Source organism: Halobacterium noricense, assembly GCF_021233435.1.
GTDB lineage: Archaea > Halobacteriota > Halobacteria > Halobacteriales > Halobacteriaceae > Halobacterium > Halobacterium noricense.
In genome coordinates, this window is the sequence record NZ_CP089469.1 from 237974 (window position 1) to 256271 (window position 18298).

20 protein-coding genes are annotated in these 18298 nt (G+C 58.7%); 12 read left to right on the plus strand and 8 right to left on the minus strand.

Annotation, left to right across the window (positions count from 1 at the left end; genetic code table 11):
- Nucleotides 1–52: 52 nt before the first annotated feature.
- Both ccsA (LT974_RS16780) and LT974_RS16785 read right to left on the minus strand, forming a co-directional pair.
- Nucleotides 53–2455 (minus strand): cytochrome c biogenesis protein CcsA, encoded by a 2403-nt coding sequence (ccsA, locus tag LT974_RS16780; protein ID WP_230892590.1) that lies wholly within the window; start codon nt 2453–2455, stop codon nt 53–55.
- Nucleotides 2452–2934, minus strand: coding sequence for a thioredoxin family protein (locus LT974_RS16785; protein WP_230892589.1), 483 nt, complete (start codon nt 2932–2934; stop codon nt 2452–2454). The genes ccsA (LT974_RS16780) and LT974_RS16785 overlap by 4 nt, the downstream gene beginning before the upstream one ends.
- 222 nt (nt 2935–3156) lie before the next feature.
- On the opposite strand from LT974_RS16785, the gene LT974_RS16790 reads away from it, so the two are divergent.
- The 5 genes from LT974_RS16790 (at nt 3157) to LT974_RS16810 (ending at nt 6901) form a co-directional block, all read left to right on the plus strand.
- Nucleotides 3157–4524, plus strand: a complete 1368-nt coding sequence (locus tag LT974_RS16790) for a c-type cytochrome (RefSeq protein ID WP_232590379.1) — start codon at nt 3157–3159, stop codon at nt 4522–4524.
- Nucleotides 4525–4549: 25 nt separating this feature from the next.
- A complete protein-coding gene (locus tag LT974_RS16795) occupies nt 4550–5242 on the plus strand; it encodes a cytochrome c biogenesis CcdA family protein (RefSeq protein WP_230892587.1) in 693 nt (230 codons plus the stop codon).
- A 121-nt stretch (nt 5243–5363) separates the two neighbouring features.
- Nucleotides 5364–6026 (plus strand): cytochrome c biogenesis protein CcsA, encoded by a 663-nt coding sequence (gene ccsA, locus LT974_RS16800; RefSeq protein ID WP_232590380.1) that lies wholly within the window; start codon nt 5364–5366, stop codon nt 6024–6026.
- Nucleotides 6027–6030: 4 nt separating this feature from the next.
- On the plus strand, nt 6031–6150 hold the full coding sequence (locus LT974_RS16805) for a CcmD family protein (RefSeq protein ID WP_230892585.1): 120 nt from the start codon (nt 6031–6033) through the stop codon (nt 6148–6150).
- Between the two features lie 52 nt (nt 6151–6202).
- Entirely contained in the window at nt 6203–6901 is a 699-nt protein-coding gene (locus LT974_RS16810; protein ID WP_230892584.1) for a halocyanin domain-containing protein, read from the plus strand.
- Nucleotides 6902–7952: 1051 nt separating this feature from the next.
- Here LT974_RS16810 and LT974_RS16815 read toward each other — a convergent pair.
- From LT974_RS16815 to LT974_RS16825, 4 genes are all read right to left on the minus strand, one after another.
- Nucleotides 7953–9254, minus strand: coding sequence for a Cdc6/Cdc18 family protein (locus LT974_RS16815; protein ID WP_230892583.1), 1302 nt, complete (start codon nt 9252–9254; stop codon nt 7953–7955).
- A gap of 836 nt (nt 9255–10090) precedes the next feature.
- Nucleotides 10091–10237 carry a DUF7563 family protein gene (locus LT974_RS18040; RefSeq protein ID WP_230892582.1) on the minus strand — a complete coding sequence of 49 codons (147 nt, stop codon included), beginning with the start codon at nt 10235–10237 and terminating at the stop codon, nt 10091–10093.
- A 295-nt stretch (nt 10238–10532) separates the two neighbouring features.
- Complete coding sequence (locus LT974_RS16820) at nt 10533–11711, minus strand: outer membrane protein assembly factor BamB family protein (protein ID WP_232590382.1); 1179 nt, start codon at nt 11709–11711, stop codon at nt 10533–10535.
- A 182-nt stretch (nt 11712–11893) separates the two neighbouring features.
- Nucleotides 11894–12298, minus strand: coding sequence for a hypothetical protein (locus LT974_RS16825; protein WP_230892580.1), 405 nt, complete (start codon nt 12296–12298; stop codon nt 11894–11896).
- 350 nt (nt 12299–12648) lie between these two features.
- Between LT974_RS16825 and LT974_RS16830 the strand changes: the two genes are divergently transcribed.
- Nucleotides 12649–13056, plus strand: coding sequence for a hypothetical protein (locus LT974_RS16830; RefSeq protein WP_232590384.1), 408 nt, complete (start codon nt 12649–12651; stop codon nt 13054–13056).
- A 379-nt stretch (nt 13057–13435) separates the two neighbouring features.
- Entirely contained in the window at nt 13436–13996 is a 561-nt protein-coding gene (locus LT974_RS16835; RefSeq protein ID WP_232590386.1) for a TATA-box-binding protein, read from the plus strand.
- 92 nt (nt 13997–14088) lie between these two features.
- Here LT974_RS16835 and LT974_RS16840 read toward each other — a convergent pair whose 3' ends face one another.
- Nucleotides 14089–14370, minus strand: a complete 282-nt coding sequence (locus LT974_RS16840) for a PadR family transcriptional regulator (protein WP_232590388.1) — start codon at nt 14368–14370, stop codon at nt 14089–14091.
- Between the two features lie 137 nt (nt 14371–14507).
- Here LT974_RS16840 and LT974_RS16845 point away from each other — a divergent pair, with 137 nt between their 5' ends.
- Together LT974_RS16845 and xseA are read left to right on the plus strand one after the other, a co-directional pair.
- The gene (locus LT974_RS16845; RefSeq protein WP_232590390.1) at nt 14508–14675 is read left to right on the plus strand and encodes a DUF1931 domain-containing protein; all 168 of its coding nucleotides are present in this window, start codon (nt 14508–14510) and stop codon (nt 14673–14675) included.
- A gap of 74 nt (nt 14676–14749) precedes the next feature.
- On the plus strand, nt 14750–15802 hold the full coding sequence (gene xseA / locus LT974_RS16850) for an exodeoxyribonuclease VII large subunit (protein ID WP_232590393.1): 1053 nt from the start codon (nt 14750–14752) through the stop codon (nt 15800–15802).
- 230 nt (nt 15803–16032) lie between these two features.
- Here the strand turns inward: xseA and LT974_RS16855 are convergent, their stop codons facing one another.
- Nucleotides 16033–17199 (minus strand): ISH3-like element ISH27-2 family transposase, encoded by a 1167-nt coding sequence (locus tag LT974_RS16855; RefSeq protein ID WP_232590394.1) that lies wholly within the window; start codon nt 17197–17199, stop codon nt 16033–16035.
- 44 nt (nt 17200–17243) lie between these two features.
- On the opposite strand from LT974_RS16855, the gene LT974_RS16860 reads away from it, so the two are divergent.
- The 3 genes from LT974_RS16860 (at nt 17244) to LT974_RS16870 (ending at nt 18292) form a co-directional block, all read left to right on the plus strand.
- A complete protein-coding gene (locus tag LT974_RS16860; RefSeq protein ID WP_232590727.1) occupies nt 17244–17381 on the plus strand; it encodes an exodeoxyribonuclease VII small subunit in 138 nt (45 codons plus the stop codon).
- Between the two features lie 206 nt (nt 17382–17587).
- Entirely contained in the window at nt 17588–17866 is a 279-nt protein-coding gene (locus LT974_RS16865; protein WP_232590395.1) for a hypothetical protein, read from the plus strand.
- Nucleotides 17867–17872: 6 nt separating this feature from the next.
- The gene (locus LT974_RS16870) at nt 17873–18292 is read left to right on the plus strand and encodes a hypothetical protein (RefSeq protein WP_232590396.1); all 420 of its coding nucleotides are present in this window, start codon (nt 17873–17875) and stop codon (nt 18290–18292) included.
- Nucleotides 18293–18298: the final 6 nt, after the last annotated feature.

The following is an 18298-nucleotide window of genomic DNA, read 5'->3' on the forward strand; positions in this document are numbered from 1 at the left end:
GATGCAAGCGGTGAAAACAACGACTGCGGCAAGAGCGTGCTTATGGTTCATGTTAGTCTGTTGTCTCCGGTTCGACATCGGTACTCGAAGCAGTCGAAGCAGTTAGCGTCTGAATACCGTGCTCGGGGTCAAACACGAGCACGGTGGACATCCCCGCGACGAGCAACACGATGCTGAGCCGCAGCAGGGACATTAACGGCACCTGCTTGACGGTCATCGAGGCAGTGCCGTCGCTGACGCCCGCGATGACGTAGGTGTCGGTCACGAGTCCCCGGTCGATGAGAACATCCCTGACCTGCATGTTACCTTGCTGGGGGTACTCGCGCTGACCGGCGACCCCGGAAGTGACAAGTTTCCCGTCCTCGTAAACGGCAAGCGAGACGCCGTCAACTTGTACGCGCGTCGGGACCACACCTTCGGGGGGGTTTGCTGGTGAGCCGATGGTCTGCGGGCTCGCGAGCACCGTTGCGTCGGCGTTCGGCACGAAGTTCCACATCAGCCGGCCGCGTGCGACGAGGCCTTGGCCGGTCTGGACGGAGAGATTGCCCGTGGTCTCGTTGCGTTGGATGACGCCCACCCACGTCCGAGAGTTATCAAGTTGGATAACCGTCGCCTGTGGCCCCCTTCTGATGTCAGTGACGGTGCCGTACACCGCCTGTACCGTTCCGTTTAGTGACGGTCCACGAGCAGCCACTTGGTCGGCCGAGAGCGCGTATGACTCAGGCTTGGGGTTCTGGGGGAACTCGTTGCTGGTGTAGTCAAGCACGCGGACCGAGTAGTCGGTGCCGGCAACGTCCTGATAGGAGGTGTCGACGGACTCCGACGCGATGCCGGTCGCCATCGCTGACGCCTGGCCCGCGAACATATACATAAACGGAAGCGACAGCACGAGTAGCACGGCACCGACATGGATGGCAGTGATTCCTGTCTCCTTGAACATCGCGCCCCGGTCGGCGGTCGCCGGGATTCGGGCGAGCGCGCGCTTCGTGACGCCGAGAATGGCGTACGCGGCCGGGGGGAGAATCGAGAGCACGCTGATACTCCCGAGGACGCCGTATATAGGGGATTGAGTCGGCGGCGAAGGGGAAAGCTGCCAGGTCTCTGAGGGTGCGACGAACGCAGCGGCCACGGCCGCTGTGCCGAAGACGGCTAACCCGGTGAGGCTGCGGCGGCGCCCCTCAACGTCGAAGTCCATGTAGAAACCCAATAACAGCAGCGCGATGCCGACCAACGGGTAGCTCCAAAGGTTGAAGTAGTGAGACTCCACGGACACTTCGACGCCGGTAACCGCGGCCCGGAGGACGGGGAACGACAGCCCCCAGAGGGAGACGAACGTCAGCAGACCGAACAGCAGGACGGCGGCGTGCAGGAGATTGTCCCGCGTGAGCCACGCGCCGTCTGAGCCGGTCGCTTCGCCGTCCTGGAGGAACCAGTACGCGAGCGGGACGACGACGCCCAAGACGCTAGTCAACACCATCAGGACGATGAATGAGATGCCGATACCGCCGTCGGCGAAAGAGTGAACACTCCGGAATGTCCCGCTGCGGACGATGGAGGTGGTGTAAATTGCGAGCGAGAATACCGTCGCAGTCATCGCGGGCGCGAGAATCCGGTACTCGTCGTTCGGCCGGTACCGGACGACGGCGTGGACAGTGGCAGTGAGGAACAACCACGGCACGAGAATAGCTGTCTCCACCGGGTCCCACGCCCAGATACCACCCCAGCCGAGTACGGTGTACGACCAGAGGCCGCCGAGCGCCACGGCGACCGTAAGGAACAGCCAGCTGACGCGCAGCCAGCGCGTGACGCTCCCGCGCCAGGCCGCAAACACGCTTCCGTCACCCCGGAATAGAGAGACGAAGTGCGCGGCGCCGATGGCGAACGGCATCGTGAGCAGCGCGTAGGAGACAAACATCACGGGTGGGTGGATGGCCATGTACGGGTCGACCAGCAGAGGGTTGAGCCCCTCGCCACTCGTCGGAATGTACCCTGGTGGCGCGTTCGCGAACTCCGTCCGAATGGACGCGAACGGGCTCTGGAGCAGTAGCATCCCGACGAAGTACGTGACGATCCCGAACGTGATAGCGTGGACGAGCTTCGAGTGGCGGTCCGGGAACCCGCGGATGACCCCGGCGGTGAACGCGACCAGCGCAGTGAGCGCCGCCCACAGCAAGATCGACCCCTCGTTACCGGCGTACACGCCGGTCACGCGGTACAGCAGCGGGAGGTAGTCGGCGGTGTTGTTCCACACATACGCGTTCGAGTAGTCCGTCACCACGAACTGGTACGTGAGCTGGGCTAGGGCGCCGGCCAGCGCTACCGCGCCTGTGCCCGTGAGCATCGTCACGTACCCGACGTGCCGGTCGTCATCGGCGAGGTACGCGCGGGCAAGAATACCGGTTGCGCCCAGCAGAACGGCGAACGCAGTGGCGAGCAGGACATTCCCGACGTTCATTGGTTGTCACCCGCGTCGTACTCGCGCTCGGCCTTTGCGAGGTAATTGAGGAACGCCTCGCGGTCGGCGTATCCGGAGATCTTCACAAGCTGTTCACCCTCGGGCGTGATGATGACGTGCTGTGGCGGGTAGTTGGCGTTGTACCGCTGCTGGAGGCGGCCGTATTCGCCCTGGTCGCTGTCGAGGTTCACCGCTACCTTCACGAAATCGTCGAGTTCAGCTTGTACCTCGGGGTCAGAGTAGACGTACTGGTTGTAGTCTTCGCAGTACGTACACCACGTCGTCCAGAAGTAGATGACGATGGGGCGGTCCTGCTCGCTGGCTAGCTGCTCGGCCTCGGAGAAGTCGGTCCGCCATTCGGTTTCGCCGTGGTACGAATAGTTATCGTCGCTCAACACTGGTGCGGAGTGCATCGACAGGTAGCCAATGCCCAGAAGGAAGACGAAGAAGGCGATTGTAAGCGCCTTTCGAGGCTTCATCGATGTGTGATGCTTTCTCACCTCCCTCATTAAAATGTGCTGTCTGTGAACGACCCGGGGTCGGCGCACGTCAGACGGTTTCTCGCGTGTCCGCTAATACTCCCATGTCCGCAGAAAAGCTTTATTACAGTCGTGTCCACATATTGGAATACCGATTGCGAATACCGCAGTAGCAAGCTGAAATCACCACCGGGACCGATGAGCAATACGTAGAGATCTACGATGAGCAAACGAGATTCAACGAGACTACTGAAACCGACGCTGCTCGTGGTCGGAGCGGTCATCGCGGGTGTCATCGTCGTCTTCGCCGTCAACGGCGCGTTGGCGTTCATGAGCGACACCGGCGGGGCGCCGTCGGCTATGGAGGGCGATGGCGGTGGCGGCGGTGTCATCCAGCTACCGGGAACGTGGAGCGGCTCGCAGTGGTACAGTCCGGAACTCCGCGACGAGGGGTTCGAGTACAAGAATGCTTCAGCGGGCGACAAGGTGGAGTTCGTCCCGAAGGAGATGAACAACTCAACGCTCCCGGAGAACGAAAATCGGCGGGAGCTCATCCAGTACGGGCGTGAGATCTTCGCGAACACGTCCAACGAGATGCCCAACCACGTCGGCAACGAACTGTCGTGTGCGAACTGTCACGGCGGCGGCGACCTGCCGACGACCACCGGTATGGTCGGCCAGGATATCGACATGATTCCGCTCGTCGGCACCGCAGCCGGCTATCCCGAGTGGACCGGCCGCACTGAGCGGATGCGGGACATGCGCCAGCGCATCATGGGCTGCTTCCTGCGGAGCATGGACGCGCCCGGTTCCCCCGAGGGGGTCCCAGCGTACGACAGTCGTGAGATCCAGGCGATGGAGTCGTACATGGTCTGGCTGAACAAGGGCACGCCGAGCCAGAAGGTGCCGTACTGGCGGCACATCCGGAAGCCCGAGGGCGACGAGAAGGTGAACGTAACAGAAGCCAACCCGGTGCGGGGCGCCGATCTCTACCTCGAGAACTGCGCATCCTGCCACGGCGCTGACGGCCAGGGGACTCCCGGCCAGTATCCGCCGCTATGGGGTGAGGGCTCCTACAACGACGGTGCCGGCATGGGCCGGCTGTACACGTCTGCCGGATTCATCCGGGAGGCCATGCCGTACGGCACGGCGCACACGTTCACGGACTGGAGGGACGTCCATGACGTCGCCGCGTTCATGAACGGCCACAAACGCCCGCACCTCCCACGGCAGCCCAAAGACTGGGCCGAGTCTGGGGCGCCCGACGAGGGGATCTACTACCAGCGCGTTCAGGAGCGGTTCGGCTACGACATGAACCCGATGACGAAGAAGCTCATGATCGCCGGGATCCCCATCGGCTCCCAGGAGATTAACCAGAGCGTCATCCCTGACAACGTTGACCGCTACGACCAGCCCCTCCGTGACGTCGAAGTGAACGGCTCGTGGCAGACCACCTGGATTCGGACGTACGAGGAATACGACAACGGCTGGTCCACGAACGAGACCGAGCCGAACAACTCAACGTCCACTGACGCGCAAGAGTTGATAGGGGCAGCAATAGACGGCGGCAGTAGCCAGCAGGCAAGCTGACCGCCGTCCGTGATTCGCTGACATAATGGTAGAGGCTCCAACTACGTTCGCGGTGTTCGCCGCCGGCATTCTGACGATCTTGACGCCGTGCTGTCTGCCGATGATCCCGGTACTCGTAGTTGGGTCGTCAGGCCACTCGTTGCGCCCGGTGGCCATCGTGGCGGGGAGTACGCTCACGTTCACCGTGCTCGGGGTCGCGACTGGGATGATAGGGTCCGTAACCCCTGACACCGTTCGGTTACCGTTCGCCATCATGATGCTGGCGTTCGGGGCCATAATGGCAGACGACGACCTCAACGAGATGTACTCCCGGTACGCGTCCCGGTTGTCAGGACGCGCGTCGGCTGCGAGCACGCGGATCGACAAGGACGAGCGGCCGCTGACAAACGCGTTCGTCGTCGGCCTCCTGCTCGGGGTTATCTGGCTACCGTGCGTCGGTCCCGTCCTTGGGGGCGTGCTCGCGCTCGCCGGAACGACCGGTGACGTTGGGCGGAGCGCATGGCTGTTGTTCACCTACGGTGGCGGCTTCTCAGTGCCGCTGCTCGGGGTGGCCTACGCCGGTAAGCACGGTGTCCAGCGGGTCTTCAATTCCATCACTGAGGGTGTCTCGGGGGACGCGGTCCAGACAGCGACCGGGTACACGTTCCTGGCATTAGGCGTGGCCGTCCTCTTCGACGTGGACAAATTGCTGCTTGCGTCAATCGTTGAGTACCTATGAGAGCACACGCATGAGTTCGGACGAGATTGAATCGACGACCGATCAAGCAAGCGAGCGGTCCCAGAGTCTGCGGCTCGGACAGCTGGTCGGACGTGTGACCCGCGTGCTGCGTGCGGTAATCATGAGCCGCGTCGTGAAGTGGGGAGCGCTGGTGTCAGGCGTGGCATCGTTCGTACTGGTGTTCGGTTCCGCGTCGGACGTGATGTACGGCGTCTCCCACGGTGGAAACCTGCTGGCGTATTGGCACATCGCGCTGGCATGGGTGGCGGCATCCGCGCTCGGGACGACGTTCGTCGGCAGTGCGCTCTACCTTCGGTACCGGGGAGCGTTCTGGAGCCGGCTCGCGCACAGCGCGGGTGAACTCGGGTTCTTGCTCGTGACGCTGACGCTGCTGTTCGGGAGTTTCTGGGGGAAGGTTATCTGGAACTCCTACTGGGAGTGGACGGACGTACGGCTGGTGACGTTTCTGGTCGTGTGGTTCATCTACGCGGGCTACCTGGTCGTCCACGCTGGTACCGATGGTGGCAGCGGCGACCGGTACGCCGCCGTCTACGGTGTGCTTGGCTTTATCACGGTGCCTATCTCCTACGTCTCGACGCGTCTGTGGACGCCGACATTTCACGAGACGACGCTGGGGAACCCGGACGTGAGCGCGAATATCGACCCGACGACGCTACTGGTGTCGCTGCTGGCGGCGTCGCTACTATATCTCTACCTACTCGGGCTCCGCATACAGCTGCACGAACTCGAAGACGACCTCGCGGCACGCCAGCAACGGAGGTGACATAATGGAACCACTGCTACTGGCCGGCTACACGGCACTGTTCGTGACGCTGTTCGGGTACGTAGCGTACCTGCAGCGGCGGATGGAACACCTTGAGCGCCGTCTCGCCGACCTCGACGACTGAAGTCACGCCAACGACCAATAGCTTATTGCCATTACATGGTTCATACATTATTATGAGTTCGAGTGGTAATGGGGGTACGACGGCGGCCGGCCGTCGGGCGTTCCTCAAGAGAGCAGCGCTGGTGACCGGCGCCGCCGCAGCGGGCGGCACAACCGGAACAGTCACAGCTCAGGAGGGCCAGAATTACGACGGCTGGCTCGCCGACACGAGTAACTTCAATGGAACCTACGACTACACGGGCCAAGACCAGGTGACTGTCTGGGTCGGCGCATCCGGTAACGGTGGAAACTTCGCGTTCGCCCCGGCAGCGATCCGCGTCGATCCCGGCACCGAAGTCGTCTGGGAGTGGACGGGCAAGGGCGGCACCCACAACGTCGTCGACAACGCAGGAAACTTCGAGAGTGACATATACAGCCAGGCTGGCAAGACGTACTCACGGACGTTCGAGTCAGAGGGGACGTACAAGTACCTCTGTGTCCCTCACCAGACGTTTGGGATGAAAGGCGTCGTTGTCGTCGGCGGGTCAGGCGGATTGGATCCAAGCGAGTTCGAGAAACCTGCCTCGGCCAGTGACTCCGCCGATGGTAACGGAGCGGGTGGTGACGACTCGTCCAACGGTGGAAACGGCCGACCGGTGTCCCTGGAGGCGGCTCTGATGGTGACTAGTGTGGCAATAGCGTTCCTCTCGCCCATCATGTTCGGCCTGTTCCTGATGTTCGACGACAGCGACGACACTGCCGCCGCCAAGTAAGCACCACTGTCGGCGACCCATCTAATGTTCGACGATAAGATGCACGCCGCCAGCACAGCTGAACCAAGTGACACAAGCAAGTGACATCCTTCGCGCCGTGAACGGTGCGGCTTCCCTCGACAAAGGGAATCCGGTCTTGTACCGGTCGGTTTCAAGACGTGCTCTTCCGAGGTCGGCGGAGCGGGTTTTCAACCCTCGCTCGGAAGCGTCCTCTGGCCTTGTCACGGGGGCTCCTATCCGCCACCGAGTTATCGCCTTGCAGTTTCTCAACGTGGCTCTCTCCGTGGCGGTCGTGTGGCTCAAGAGAGTAAGGCTCTCCCGCCATCACAAAAGGCTCGGGACCTTTTGGACGGTAGTGACTCGATGGAAACGCTGCTATGCCATGAGAGCGTGAACCAAGATATGGGGCGCAAGAGACCGATATCTGAACCGTGCCATCGAGCACGTGGTAGTGACTGGTCCATGTGCGAAGGGAGCCGAGTCATGGGCGTTACAGCCCGGATGCCGCGCGCCGCGGCATCCGGGAAAGCCCGAATAGGTGCATCTCTGCTTCACGCACTGGCGTCCCGGGTGAACAAACCATGTACCTCGGAATCGACGTCCACAAACGGTACGCACAGGTAGAAAATATTCGAGTGGTCGGAAAGAATACATGACACGAGTGGTCACTACCGTGTGTATCGCCGAGTTGGCGCCAGAATTGAGACCGCTGCCGCCAGATTACCTGTCACCACCCTTCGCCCTCCACCCCCATGGAGGAGCACCGGCGATACACCGCTTCACCGTTTTCGACTACACTGCAGAACCCCCTCATTCTGAGAAGTTACTCCCCGTATTATCGCAAGTCGGCGTGGATCAGTCCGGATAAGTAGGGGACGGAACGGTGTCTGACGTGTGCCATACCCATACTTCCACGGCTTCCATCTCCCGGCAGATATTTATAACAGACACCCCCCCATGGCTTCCAACTTCTCCGAAAACCCATGCTTCCACGGCTTCGAGGAGTTCCACGCTCTTAACCACACACCCCCCACGACTTCCAACTTACTTCTTACTCATCTAACACACCGTGTTCTCTCGCTTCCGCACGCAAATCATCTAAGATAAATCCATCATCCGTCTGGTCTGACTCCTCCAGTGCTGACGCTACAGTTTCCAAATCTGTAACGAGCGAGTAACGATTTGGGACGCCACGCTGATTGCGAGCGTTATTGGAGATGTGGAGAATGCCCTTATCTACCATTGAAAGCAGGTTATTGTGCGCTCCACGCCGAGAAATAGCACTCTTCCCATGCTCTTTGACTGTTGCTTCATACGTAGCGTAAATATCCGATGTGCCAGCCGGTGTTTCGGCTCGTGCATGATACTGGGAGATGGACAGCAGGAGATACCGCTGCGAATCGCTCAAATTCTTGATTCCACGAGTGACCGTCTCCTCCTCGACGATTCGTTTTGCCTCTCGGACATGGCGTTCTTTCACTTGTTCAAACGGTTGCGTGGATTCTGGAGCATTCCGAACCTCATCTTCAGCGAGTTGAGTTGCCTTCCGAAGGATGCGGATGGCGTAACGGGCACTCCCGTGTTCCTTGGTGGCGACCGCAGCACAAAGCGGGATAACGTCCTCGGAGAGTGCGTCCTCATAGAATGCGTCCTCTGCTCGTCGTTGAAGAATAGACTGCAGGTCTTGAGAGTCGTATTCTGGGAAGTGAACTTCTGACTCACAGAGTGTGTCCCGCACTGAGGTTTTCATGTTATTTTTAAAGTAGAGGTCGTTGGAGATGCCGACGATGCAGATTTCTGAGTTAAGTTGACCCATAGATTGCCCCCGAGTGAGCTGGTAGAGGAGTTCGCCGTCTGAACCGAGCCCATCAATTTCGTCCAGAACAAGGATGACGTAATCGTCACCGTTCGCCAGCCCCTCGAAGAGTTGTTCGTAGACCTCTGAGGAAGGATACCCAGTGCGACTGAGTTCGGGCTCATCCAGGTCGATGGTTGTGAGTGGGCTCGTCGGAGAGCGGAGTTCGTTGACGATGTCAATGGCGGCTTGATACGATGACTGCGAGCCAGAACAGTTCGTCTCCACAATGTCTACGTCCACACCGTTGTCTTCTGCTTTCTGCTGTAGCTCGGGCAGTAGTGTTCGTGTGGCGAGTGTCTTGCCGACACCTGACTCGCCGAAGAGAAAAATGTTGTCGGCGTCCCATCCTTTCAGAATTGGAGCGAGAAGATTAACGTATTCATCCATTTCCTCGCCCCGTTCTTCGATTTCGTCTGGTTGGTATTCCGGCTTCAGATAGGAGATGTCCTTGATGAAGACATCCTTGACAAGGCTGTCGTCGAAATACTCAGTCATTACTGATGGAGTGAGACAGCGATTGGCATAAAACCAGAGGGTTCCACACCCACCACGGCTTCCAACCCCTCGAACACTTATAAAACACCCTCTCCCCACTATTTCCAACCTAGACTAGGATAACCAGTGCAGTCTACAGCATTTACACTCTAGATAGGGAAACAAGTAAGTGGTTGACAGCAGAACCAAAACCGTAGTGGGTTCAAATCAAAGGGAGTGAGGCACTCGAAGAGTGTCCTCCGACCGATGAACCCATCCTGTTGTCCAGCATCCTGTGGAGAGTTGGAAATAGTGGGGAGAGGGTGTGTCTTAAAGAATTGCCCCGTTGGAAGTCGTGGAGGCGGTGGTTGGGGGTGATTGTCTCTATCTTGCCATCTCCTGCATCGTCCACGAGAAATCACGCTTCCAGCACCAATCCGCTTGACGTCCTGCTTGGTCTCTCCTCATCTTGTCCTTGCTCGTGTCCAGCTCGCTCCAACGGTTTCGCTCATTTGAGCGAGAAATCTTTGACACTATCGACCTCGGGACTTACCGAGGAGACGACTACTCTATACAACTGCTGACGAGGGGACCGGCTTCGGACTCAGTATCGTCGAAGAAGTCGCCAGTCGACACGGCTGGGAGGTTTCGGCAACAAACGGACAAGCGGTGGCGCCAGCTTCGAAATCACTATCACTTGCTAATCGCCCATCCTGATGAGACAGACGAGAAAGGAGGCCAGAACCATCGGTCACTCACGAAGTTCGCTACCCCTCAGGCTGATAACACTGTAGAGTGCCAGTCTGTCAAGGGCCAGCCATCGATTCTTTCGATATTGCGATATGCGATGGCTTGCATCATGTTCGTTTCTCTCGGACGCCCTCGCGGTCACGAGTCATGTCTTCGCAGTTCGGACATACACGTGGTTCGTCGATAGAGTCCGGGGTGAATACACGGACGTAGACGTCTGTGACGTGGCTGCCACAGTTCTGGCACTCCGGCATACCAGTAGCAGTCATCTTATCGGTCATAGGCTTTCTGTCAGCGACGAAACGAGCGAGTAGAACTGCAGAAGCGTCCACAACCCTTCCAGACTTAGTCTTGGGAAGCTCACAACTCAATACCTTGTCGCATAGATCGCCTGGCTATGGAGTGACCAATTTGGCGCTGTTGAAATCCTATTGATCAGATACTATGTTCGGTGAAACAGCCGGTAAGTGAGGATGCGAAGTAAGCACCGAGCTTTCTGTCAGGTGTCGATAATCGGGTGGTACTGTGTTGACTGCCGGGGCGCATCGCTCACCGGACCAGCGTTAGTCCCGAGGTCGTACCGCCGCGCACCACGAACCCGTCTTCAACCGCGACGAGACCATCAATCGTCCCAAGTCCGTACTCCTCGCGTGACCACGTCGTTCGCTGGTCGCCCGTCTCTCGGTCGTAGAGCGTAATTCCGGTGTTCGTCCGGCCAAGCGCGATCCAATCATCACCGATGAGAGGACGGCCAGTAACGATTCCAGTGTTCTTTTTCCAGCGTGTTACACCCGTCGCTGCGTCGAGGACGAAACTCGTACTGCCCATGCCTGCAGGGACGACCACGTCATCGCCATCGACGGCGAGGCCGGAGTGAATCTTCTCAACGCCGTCGAGTGACCGTGACCAGACCGTCTCCCCGCTGTGAGCATCAATCGCGTACACCGTTCCGCGATTGTCCGCAACCCAGACCGTCCCATCTTGAACGGAGGCCGACCCGACAATCTTCCCGAGTGAGAGATGCCACCGCTGTTCGCCGTCTAAATCGTGACCGTAGATGTCACCAGTCCCATTAGCGTTCTCTGTGGTGTAGACGCCTGCATTATCGAGAGCTAGTGTGTCACCACCATTAGCACTCCATAGGCGGTCTCCAGTCCGCATGTCGATCGCAATCAGGGACGACCCAGCAAGGAAGACGGTCTCATCATGCGCCGCGACGGACGTCGCCTCCCGGCTCCCAGCAGTAACACGCCAATACCGGTCGCCAGTCCCCTGATCGAGCGCGTCCAGACGATTCAGTCCGGGGACAAAGGCGACCCCACAAGTAATCAGTGGCACTGCATCAACCTGTTCGTCGAGGTCGTACTTCCAGCGCGCCCCGTCTATTGGGGATTGGAGATCGACCGCGATGAGTCCACTAGCCACCGGAACGTATGCTGTACCGTCTGCGACTACTGGTAGTGCGGCGGCGAGTTCTTGTTGTCCGTCCTTGTGGATGCCGGCGAGGAGATCAACGGCGTCGGCGTCGGGAGCCGGGGGAGAGGTATCAGTGTGGCCGGTGCGACCGGAATCACCACCAGCGGTTGGCCACGTAGTGGGTGAATCGTCACAAGGGCCCTCTACAGTGGTATCGCTCTCGAAGTAGTCTCGAATACCCCCCAGACAGCCAGCCAAACTAGCAGAAGCGGCAGTACCGATGGTGGTCAGGAAGCGGCGTCTAGAGGGCATTAGACGAATTTTGTACGGCCAGCCATAATATTATTTGGCTGGGTCAAATTATCACTCGAAAACTGCTGGCCTAGGCGAGCCGGGCTGCAGAATACACCTTCTGTACTTAGCGAAGCTATGCATCACATCGAGGCGGGTTCTTACCAGTAGATTCGGGTGAAACAATCGCTCAGTAGGAATGCTTACTGATCGAGAATGAACGCTACTGTGAGGAGGCTAATTCCACCAAGAAGGGTCAAGAATGCACCTATCGCGGGGCTAAAGCCGGAAACGTTCATCAGCCGGACGATCCAAGCGAGACTGAGCACAACAACGAGTCCTGCAACCCCTATTGAAGTGATACGAATCCCCCGAGTGCCCGCCGATTGCCAGCCTAATGCGAACGCTCCGACGCCAGCGATGAGCGTATACTGGCCATACACCGCAAGCCCAGACTCCAACCCCGGGAAGTACATGAAATTGAAGACTCCTGCTGGAATCCTCGTCCACGGAAGAAGTGACCCAACGACAACGACGATTGCACAAACTGACTGAATTCGTGGACGAGTCAGGAGTGATGGAGTGTACCCGGAGACGCTCAGGCCCATACGAAGGCTACGTCCATCTGATAAATAATGATTCCGCTACCGTTAGCGTTCAGTAGTTCCTCTGTACTTATCGAAACGTCGCACCACAGCGAGCGGATTCTCACGAGTTGGATTGAGTGGAGCAGCCGATCAGTAGGGGTGCGATCTACCCAGAAGACACTTGCTGAACATGTTCTAATTCAGTAGTGGTGCCCTCTAACCGGTCTCGTCGTGCCATCCTTGCGAGTGTCGGGAGCGTATTGCTTGCCGGCTGTAGCGCCACCTCACCCACTGGGTCAACCACTCAGGACACTCCAAATTCAACCACGCCCGCTCCCTCCTCCCCGCCGTCGTGTTCAGGGTCTGGCGAGGTGACTCTCACCGCTGAAAACGAGGTGTTTACCGTCGAGGAGACGTACGACGGGTTCGAGTTCACGCTCCACAATCAGACGACGGCTTCGCTGACGATTACGCGGACGAAGGCGTGGGAAATCGAGAGACGCACATCTGATGGCTGGGAACAAGTCGCAACGGAGGGCGGTGTCGCGGACGGTGAGACTCGGACGCTGGACTGTGGCGAGGAACACTCGTGGCATCTCGCCCTCTTCGAACATCCGACGCCACCAGGTCGCAAGACCACGTACCTATTTCAGAATCTCTCCGAGGGACGGTACAAATTCTCGGTAACAGGGAATCTCGAAACTGGCGTGGAGATTACTCGTGAAACCCAGTTCAAGGTGCAGAGACAACTACCACCACAGACCAAGACTGAGGAATAACCTCGCCTATCTGAACACTGCCGAACGAATAGGCCCCCAAATATTCCCCTCGTCAGCGACAATCCCTTGGTATGGTTGAGTACTGTGATAAGTGTGGGACGGAACTTGGCTCATCCCAGGAACGCCACCAGCGGTACCGAATCGAGCATCCGTCGGATTCGGTCGAGACACTGGAAGGGCGTCTGTGTTCGGATTGTTTCTGGGAGCTCAAAGAGTGGCTCGAAACGGAGGAGGTCACGTAACGGCGTTCCACTGATTGAGCGATACAGCGTCTGTCCTTACCAATCTACGCTCGGATCTAGTAGCCGTTGAGGGTCTCACCAGCGCCACATATTCCCACCCGCCGTACTTTAAGTGAGTTGTCCGACGAATACTCTGTATGAGCACGCTCGCGGACACAATCCAAATCGAGAATGTCGTTGCATCCAGTGATATCGGCCAAGAACTCGCCCTCGACCAACTCGCCACAGACCTTCCCGGCGCCGAGTACAACCCCGAGGACTTCCCGGGAATCGTCTACCGCCTCCAGGAGCCGAAATCAGCCACGCTGATCTTCCGCTCGGGCAAAGTCGTCTGCACCGGCGCGCAAAGCGTCGACGACGTCCACGAAGCTCTCGGCATCGTTTTCGATGACATCCGCGAGTTAGGGATCGATGTCGCGAGTAATCCGCCGATTGAGGTGCAGAATATCGTCTCCAGCGCCAACCTCAAGCAATCACTGAACTTGAACGCAATCGCAATCGGGCTCGGCCTAGAGCAAATCGAGTACGAACCCGAACAGTTCCCCGGCCTCGTTTATCGACTCGATGAACCCGATGTCGTCGTTCTCTTGTTTGGCAGTGGGAAACTCGTGATTACTGGCGCAAATGAATCTGAGGACGCCCAGCACGCGCTGGCACACGTCAAAGACCGCCTCACCGAACTCGGCTTGCTTGAGTAATCCCCCGTTTATAGAACGACTACCACGCGAAAGGAGCTGTGTTGCTGGGGCGAGTGGCATCCACCTGTCCCTGATCGCTGAGAACAGGGGTGTTACTCGCTGAAGTCGACGTACTGGGATTCCCAGTCACGACGAGCAGCAATTTCACGGCGGCCACGCTGTGTGAGCGTGTACACGTTCGTGCGTTTGTCGAGTTCGCCCTTCTCGACGAGGCCTTTGTCGACGAGGCCATCGAGATTCGGATAGAGTCGGCCGTGATTGATGTCTTGCTCGTAGTAGTCCTCAAGTTCGTCCTTAACTGCGAGCCCATGTGGTTCGTCAAGCCCGGCGATCACATACAAGATGTCCCGCTGGAATCCAGTTAAATCGTGCATTCGTCTATTTCTCTTCTTTTCGCGGGTTGATTAAGTGTTCTCTGGTGCTCAGTGGAGAATATGCGATACGACGAGGTGAGAATTCCGCGTGAGAACTTCGAACCTTTATCTGGTGGGCGGGCGAAACCTGCGATGGAATGTCTGACCTCATCGTCAAAGCAGCCGTGAAGGACGAACTTTCGGAGCACAACGTCTCGGCCGATTTCTACGACGCCCTCAACGAGGAAGTCGCTGAACTGCTCGATGACGCCGCCGACCGTGCCGAAGCGAACAACCGGAAGACGGTCCAGCCTCGCGACCTGTAGGCCTGTGTAACGCAGCCAACCCGGCACTCGAACGTAGCTTTTTGAGGTTCCTGTTCAGAAGTTAGGAAACGGAGATGGCGGACGCACCGGATACCGAACGGCAGGCGGTCGAACCCGATGCGAGAGAGGTCCTTAGCGTGTCCCAGCTGAACGACCGGATCGCGTCGGTCGTCCAGGACACGCCTGCTCTCAACGGCGTCCGCTGTATTGGCGAGGTCACCGACCTGCACCAGAACAGTACGGCGCTCTACTTCACGCTCACCGACGGCGACGCCGAGCTCCCCGGTATGATCTGGGCGAACCGTTACCGGGAGATGGACGCCGACCTCGAGGACGGGACCGAAGTCATCCTCGAGGGCGATATCGACTACTGGGTCGAAGGTGGGAAAATCGATCTCAAACCGTGGGAGGTGATCGTCGTCGGCAACGGCGACCAAGCGGCTGCCGTCGAGCGACTGCGAAGCGAACTCGAAGAGCGTGGCTGGTTTGATGACGAGCAGAAACAGCAACCGCCGGCGTTCCCGGAACGAATCGGCGTCGTCACGTCCTTTCGAGGAGACGCCCGGTACGACATCCAGAACGAGATCCACGGACAGGACCCCACCGTCAACATCCTGGTGAAGGACGCAACCGTCCAAGGATCGAACGCGCCGACGTCCATCGCGAACGGCATCCACCATCTCGACCGCTCGGAGGACGTCGACGCCATCATCGTCGGCCGTGGCGGTGGGAGCGATTCGAACCTCCAAGCCTTCAACACCGAACGGGTCGCGGAGGCGATCTTCACCGCGAATACCCCGATGGTCACGGCGATTGGACACACCGATGACCGGCTCATCGCGGATCAGGTGGCGGACGTCGCGACGATCACGCCGACCGCCGCCGGCGAGTATATCGCGAACTCCCGGAATGACTTTCTCGCCAGCGAGATCGAGCCGCTAGAGCAGCAACTTGACGCTACGTACGAGACCTTCCAGCAGGAGCACGAACACGAGGCGAAACTGGCAGAGGCTGTCGAGGAGGTGACGGCACCAGAGGGTCTTCCGCCAGTCTACTACAAGGCCGCTATTGCCGTGCTTCTGGTGCTGTTGCTGCTCATCACTGCGCTCTGGCTGGGGGTGATCTAAGCGTGGCAAAAGATCCCGAAATCCACGATCGGGTGAGTCGCGTCGAGGAGATTATCAGTACCTCACAAAGCATCGCCGGCTAATCCGACTTGAGCCATCTGTTCTGTTGTGGTGAGTCGTCGATCACGGTTGAGCAACGCTGATCGAAGGCGGAGCTGTCGCTGTCGGCGGCGCTCAGCCGCCGACGCGACAGCGTTGCCACTTGCGGAGACGCCGTACTCGGTGGGTGACTACCGGTGGAACCGGTCGTCTGGTGGCCGGTTCGCGGGGACGGCCCGACGCACCGCGAGGGCCGTCCACGCTGCCCGTCGAACCATATTCACGAACTCCTTGTACGGCCACCACCAGAGGCGACGCCCGCCTCGGCGCGGCGTCGCCACGTATTCGTAGTGCAGATACCGCCACGTGTTCTGCAACAGCAGACTCACCACGACGTACAGCAGTCTCACCGTGGAGTCTCGCGTCGTTGTCGTCGCTATCGCTTGCTCAGACAACCGATAGCTCGACTCGATACCGAACCGTTTCGAGTAGTGGTATCGAGCGTCGCGTGGATTCTCGATGAACGGCGCGTCAGCGGCGTAGCCGTGACGCGCCACGCCGTGCTCGTCGTACCGTCCGTTCAGGTACGTACAGTCGATGTAGACGGGAAACTCGACGGTCCAGCTGTGACCGTCGAGTTTCCCCGTCAGATCGTGTTGGATGACGCGACTCCACCCTTCCGAGAGTTCCTGCTGAATCGCTTCACCCCACCGGATGATCGGGACAACGTAGGCGTAGTTGTGCGTCTGTAACAGCGTGAGACACTTGCTGTCGTAGAATCCGCGATCAAGATAGACGGCCTTGACCTCGGTGTCAAGGCCGTCGAGTACACCAAGGAACTCAGCGAGGACGCTGCTGGCGGTGTCGCCGTCTTCGAGACGGCGCACCGCCAGCGTGTAGCGTTTGTTCTTCACACGCGCGTAGAGTGTGGCGTAGGCGTGGAATGCGGTGGTTCCACGCTTGGCTTCCGAGTGATAGAGGTTCTCCGTGTCGTCTTCATCACCGTAGTAGGGCCGCAGGTGGAGGTCTGCGCAGACCTCCACCTGCTCGGGGAGCAGTTCGACGATGTCTCGGCGAAGAAGCGTGTTAGCGACGCGTTCGAGCCGTTCCGGCTCGAACTTCGTCCGTAGATGATAGAGAATCGTGTTCGCCGATGGGGAGTCTTCACTGGAGTTGCACAGCGTCGAGATCGAGGTCCCGTCGGCGGTCGCGCCGACGAGGACCTCGTAGATGTCCTCTGCACCGATTTCAGCGTTGTTGGCGAGGTTGAGAGAAACTTCCTCGTCAAGGCAGTTGACGAGGAAGTTAAGGAGCTGGTCCTCGTGAATCTCACTGTCTGCTTGCTGGGTCGTAGACACACCTTCAGCAAGCAGACGTTCTAACTAAGCGGCTTTGTGATGTACTGATTATTGAGCAACTCCACGCGGACGAGTGCAATCTCGATGAAGGCACAGCACTCCACGAGGAAGGCCAGGAGCTCTTGACTGAGGTGCGAGAAATCCTCGACGAGGGAAGTGGAGAAGTTGTGGAGCTCGAGTAAGCGAGCTGATTCTCAGAGTTAACCAACAGATCCCACATCTCTCGGCAAATGTTGGTTAAACCTTTTCTACGAGATTAATAAGTAATTCTATTATTATTCTCCCAACAAATTTGCACTACTTACTGACCAGAAAGCATTTAGGCATCATCCAGCTACGCCGCCAATATGTACCGGGACTCAGCCAGGGCACACCCATACCCACATGGATGATTACGAGGTCAGTCACCATCGAGGACATCGATGATCTGTACCTGATGTGGAACGACCACATCAACGCCTCCGCCCTCTACCGCCGCGCTCTCCGCGAGGAAATGGACGTTCGCGGTGTTGATCCCGATGAACTCCGCGACCTCCTCGAACGGGCCCGCGAGCAGGGCTACACACTCGAAGAGATCGCAGAGGACACCAACCGATTCGACGACCTCCAGTCGCTCGTTGAAGACGAGCAGAGCCAGCCACCGACTGGAGATGCCGCCGATGATTAACCCGCTATGTCACCGGATCAGACTCCCTCCGACCCTGAGCGTAGTACCGACACCGAGTCACTACTGACGGGCAGGATTCCCCGACAAGCCGCGCTGACGTTCGTCCTCCTGGGCCTGTTCGCTGTCGAGCCAGTTGCCGCTCAGGACAACGCTGTCTGTAGCGCGGACAACCTCCCAAGTATGATTGAGGGATTCTTCCAGCTGACGACAGCGCTGGGGATCGTTGGCCTCGCTATCGTCTGGCAGGCTGATTCTCTCATCGAGATGTTTACCCTCAATCCCGATCAGAAGAAGGGGCTCAAGCGCCACAAGCGCTCCGCGATGAAGTCCACAGTCGTCCTCGTCGTCCTCGGCCCACTGTACACGGTCGCCGGGTCGATGATGAACCTGCCACTCGCGACGTGCGTTGACCTCGTTCCCTGGTAACCACCC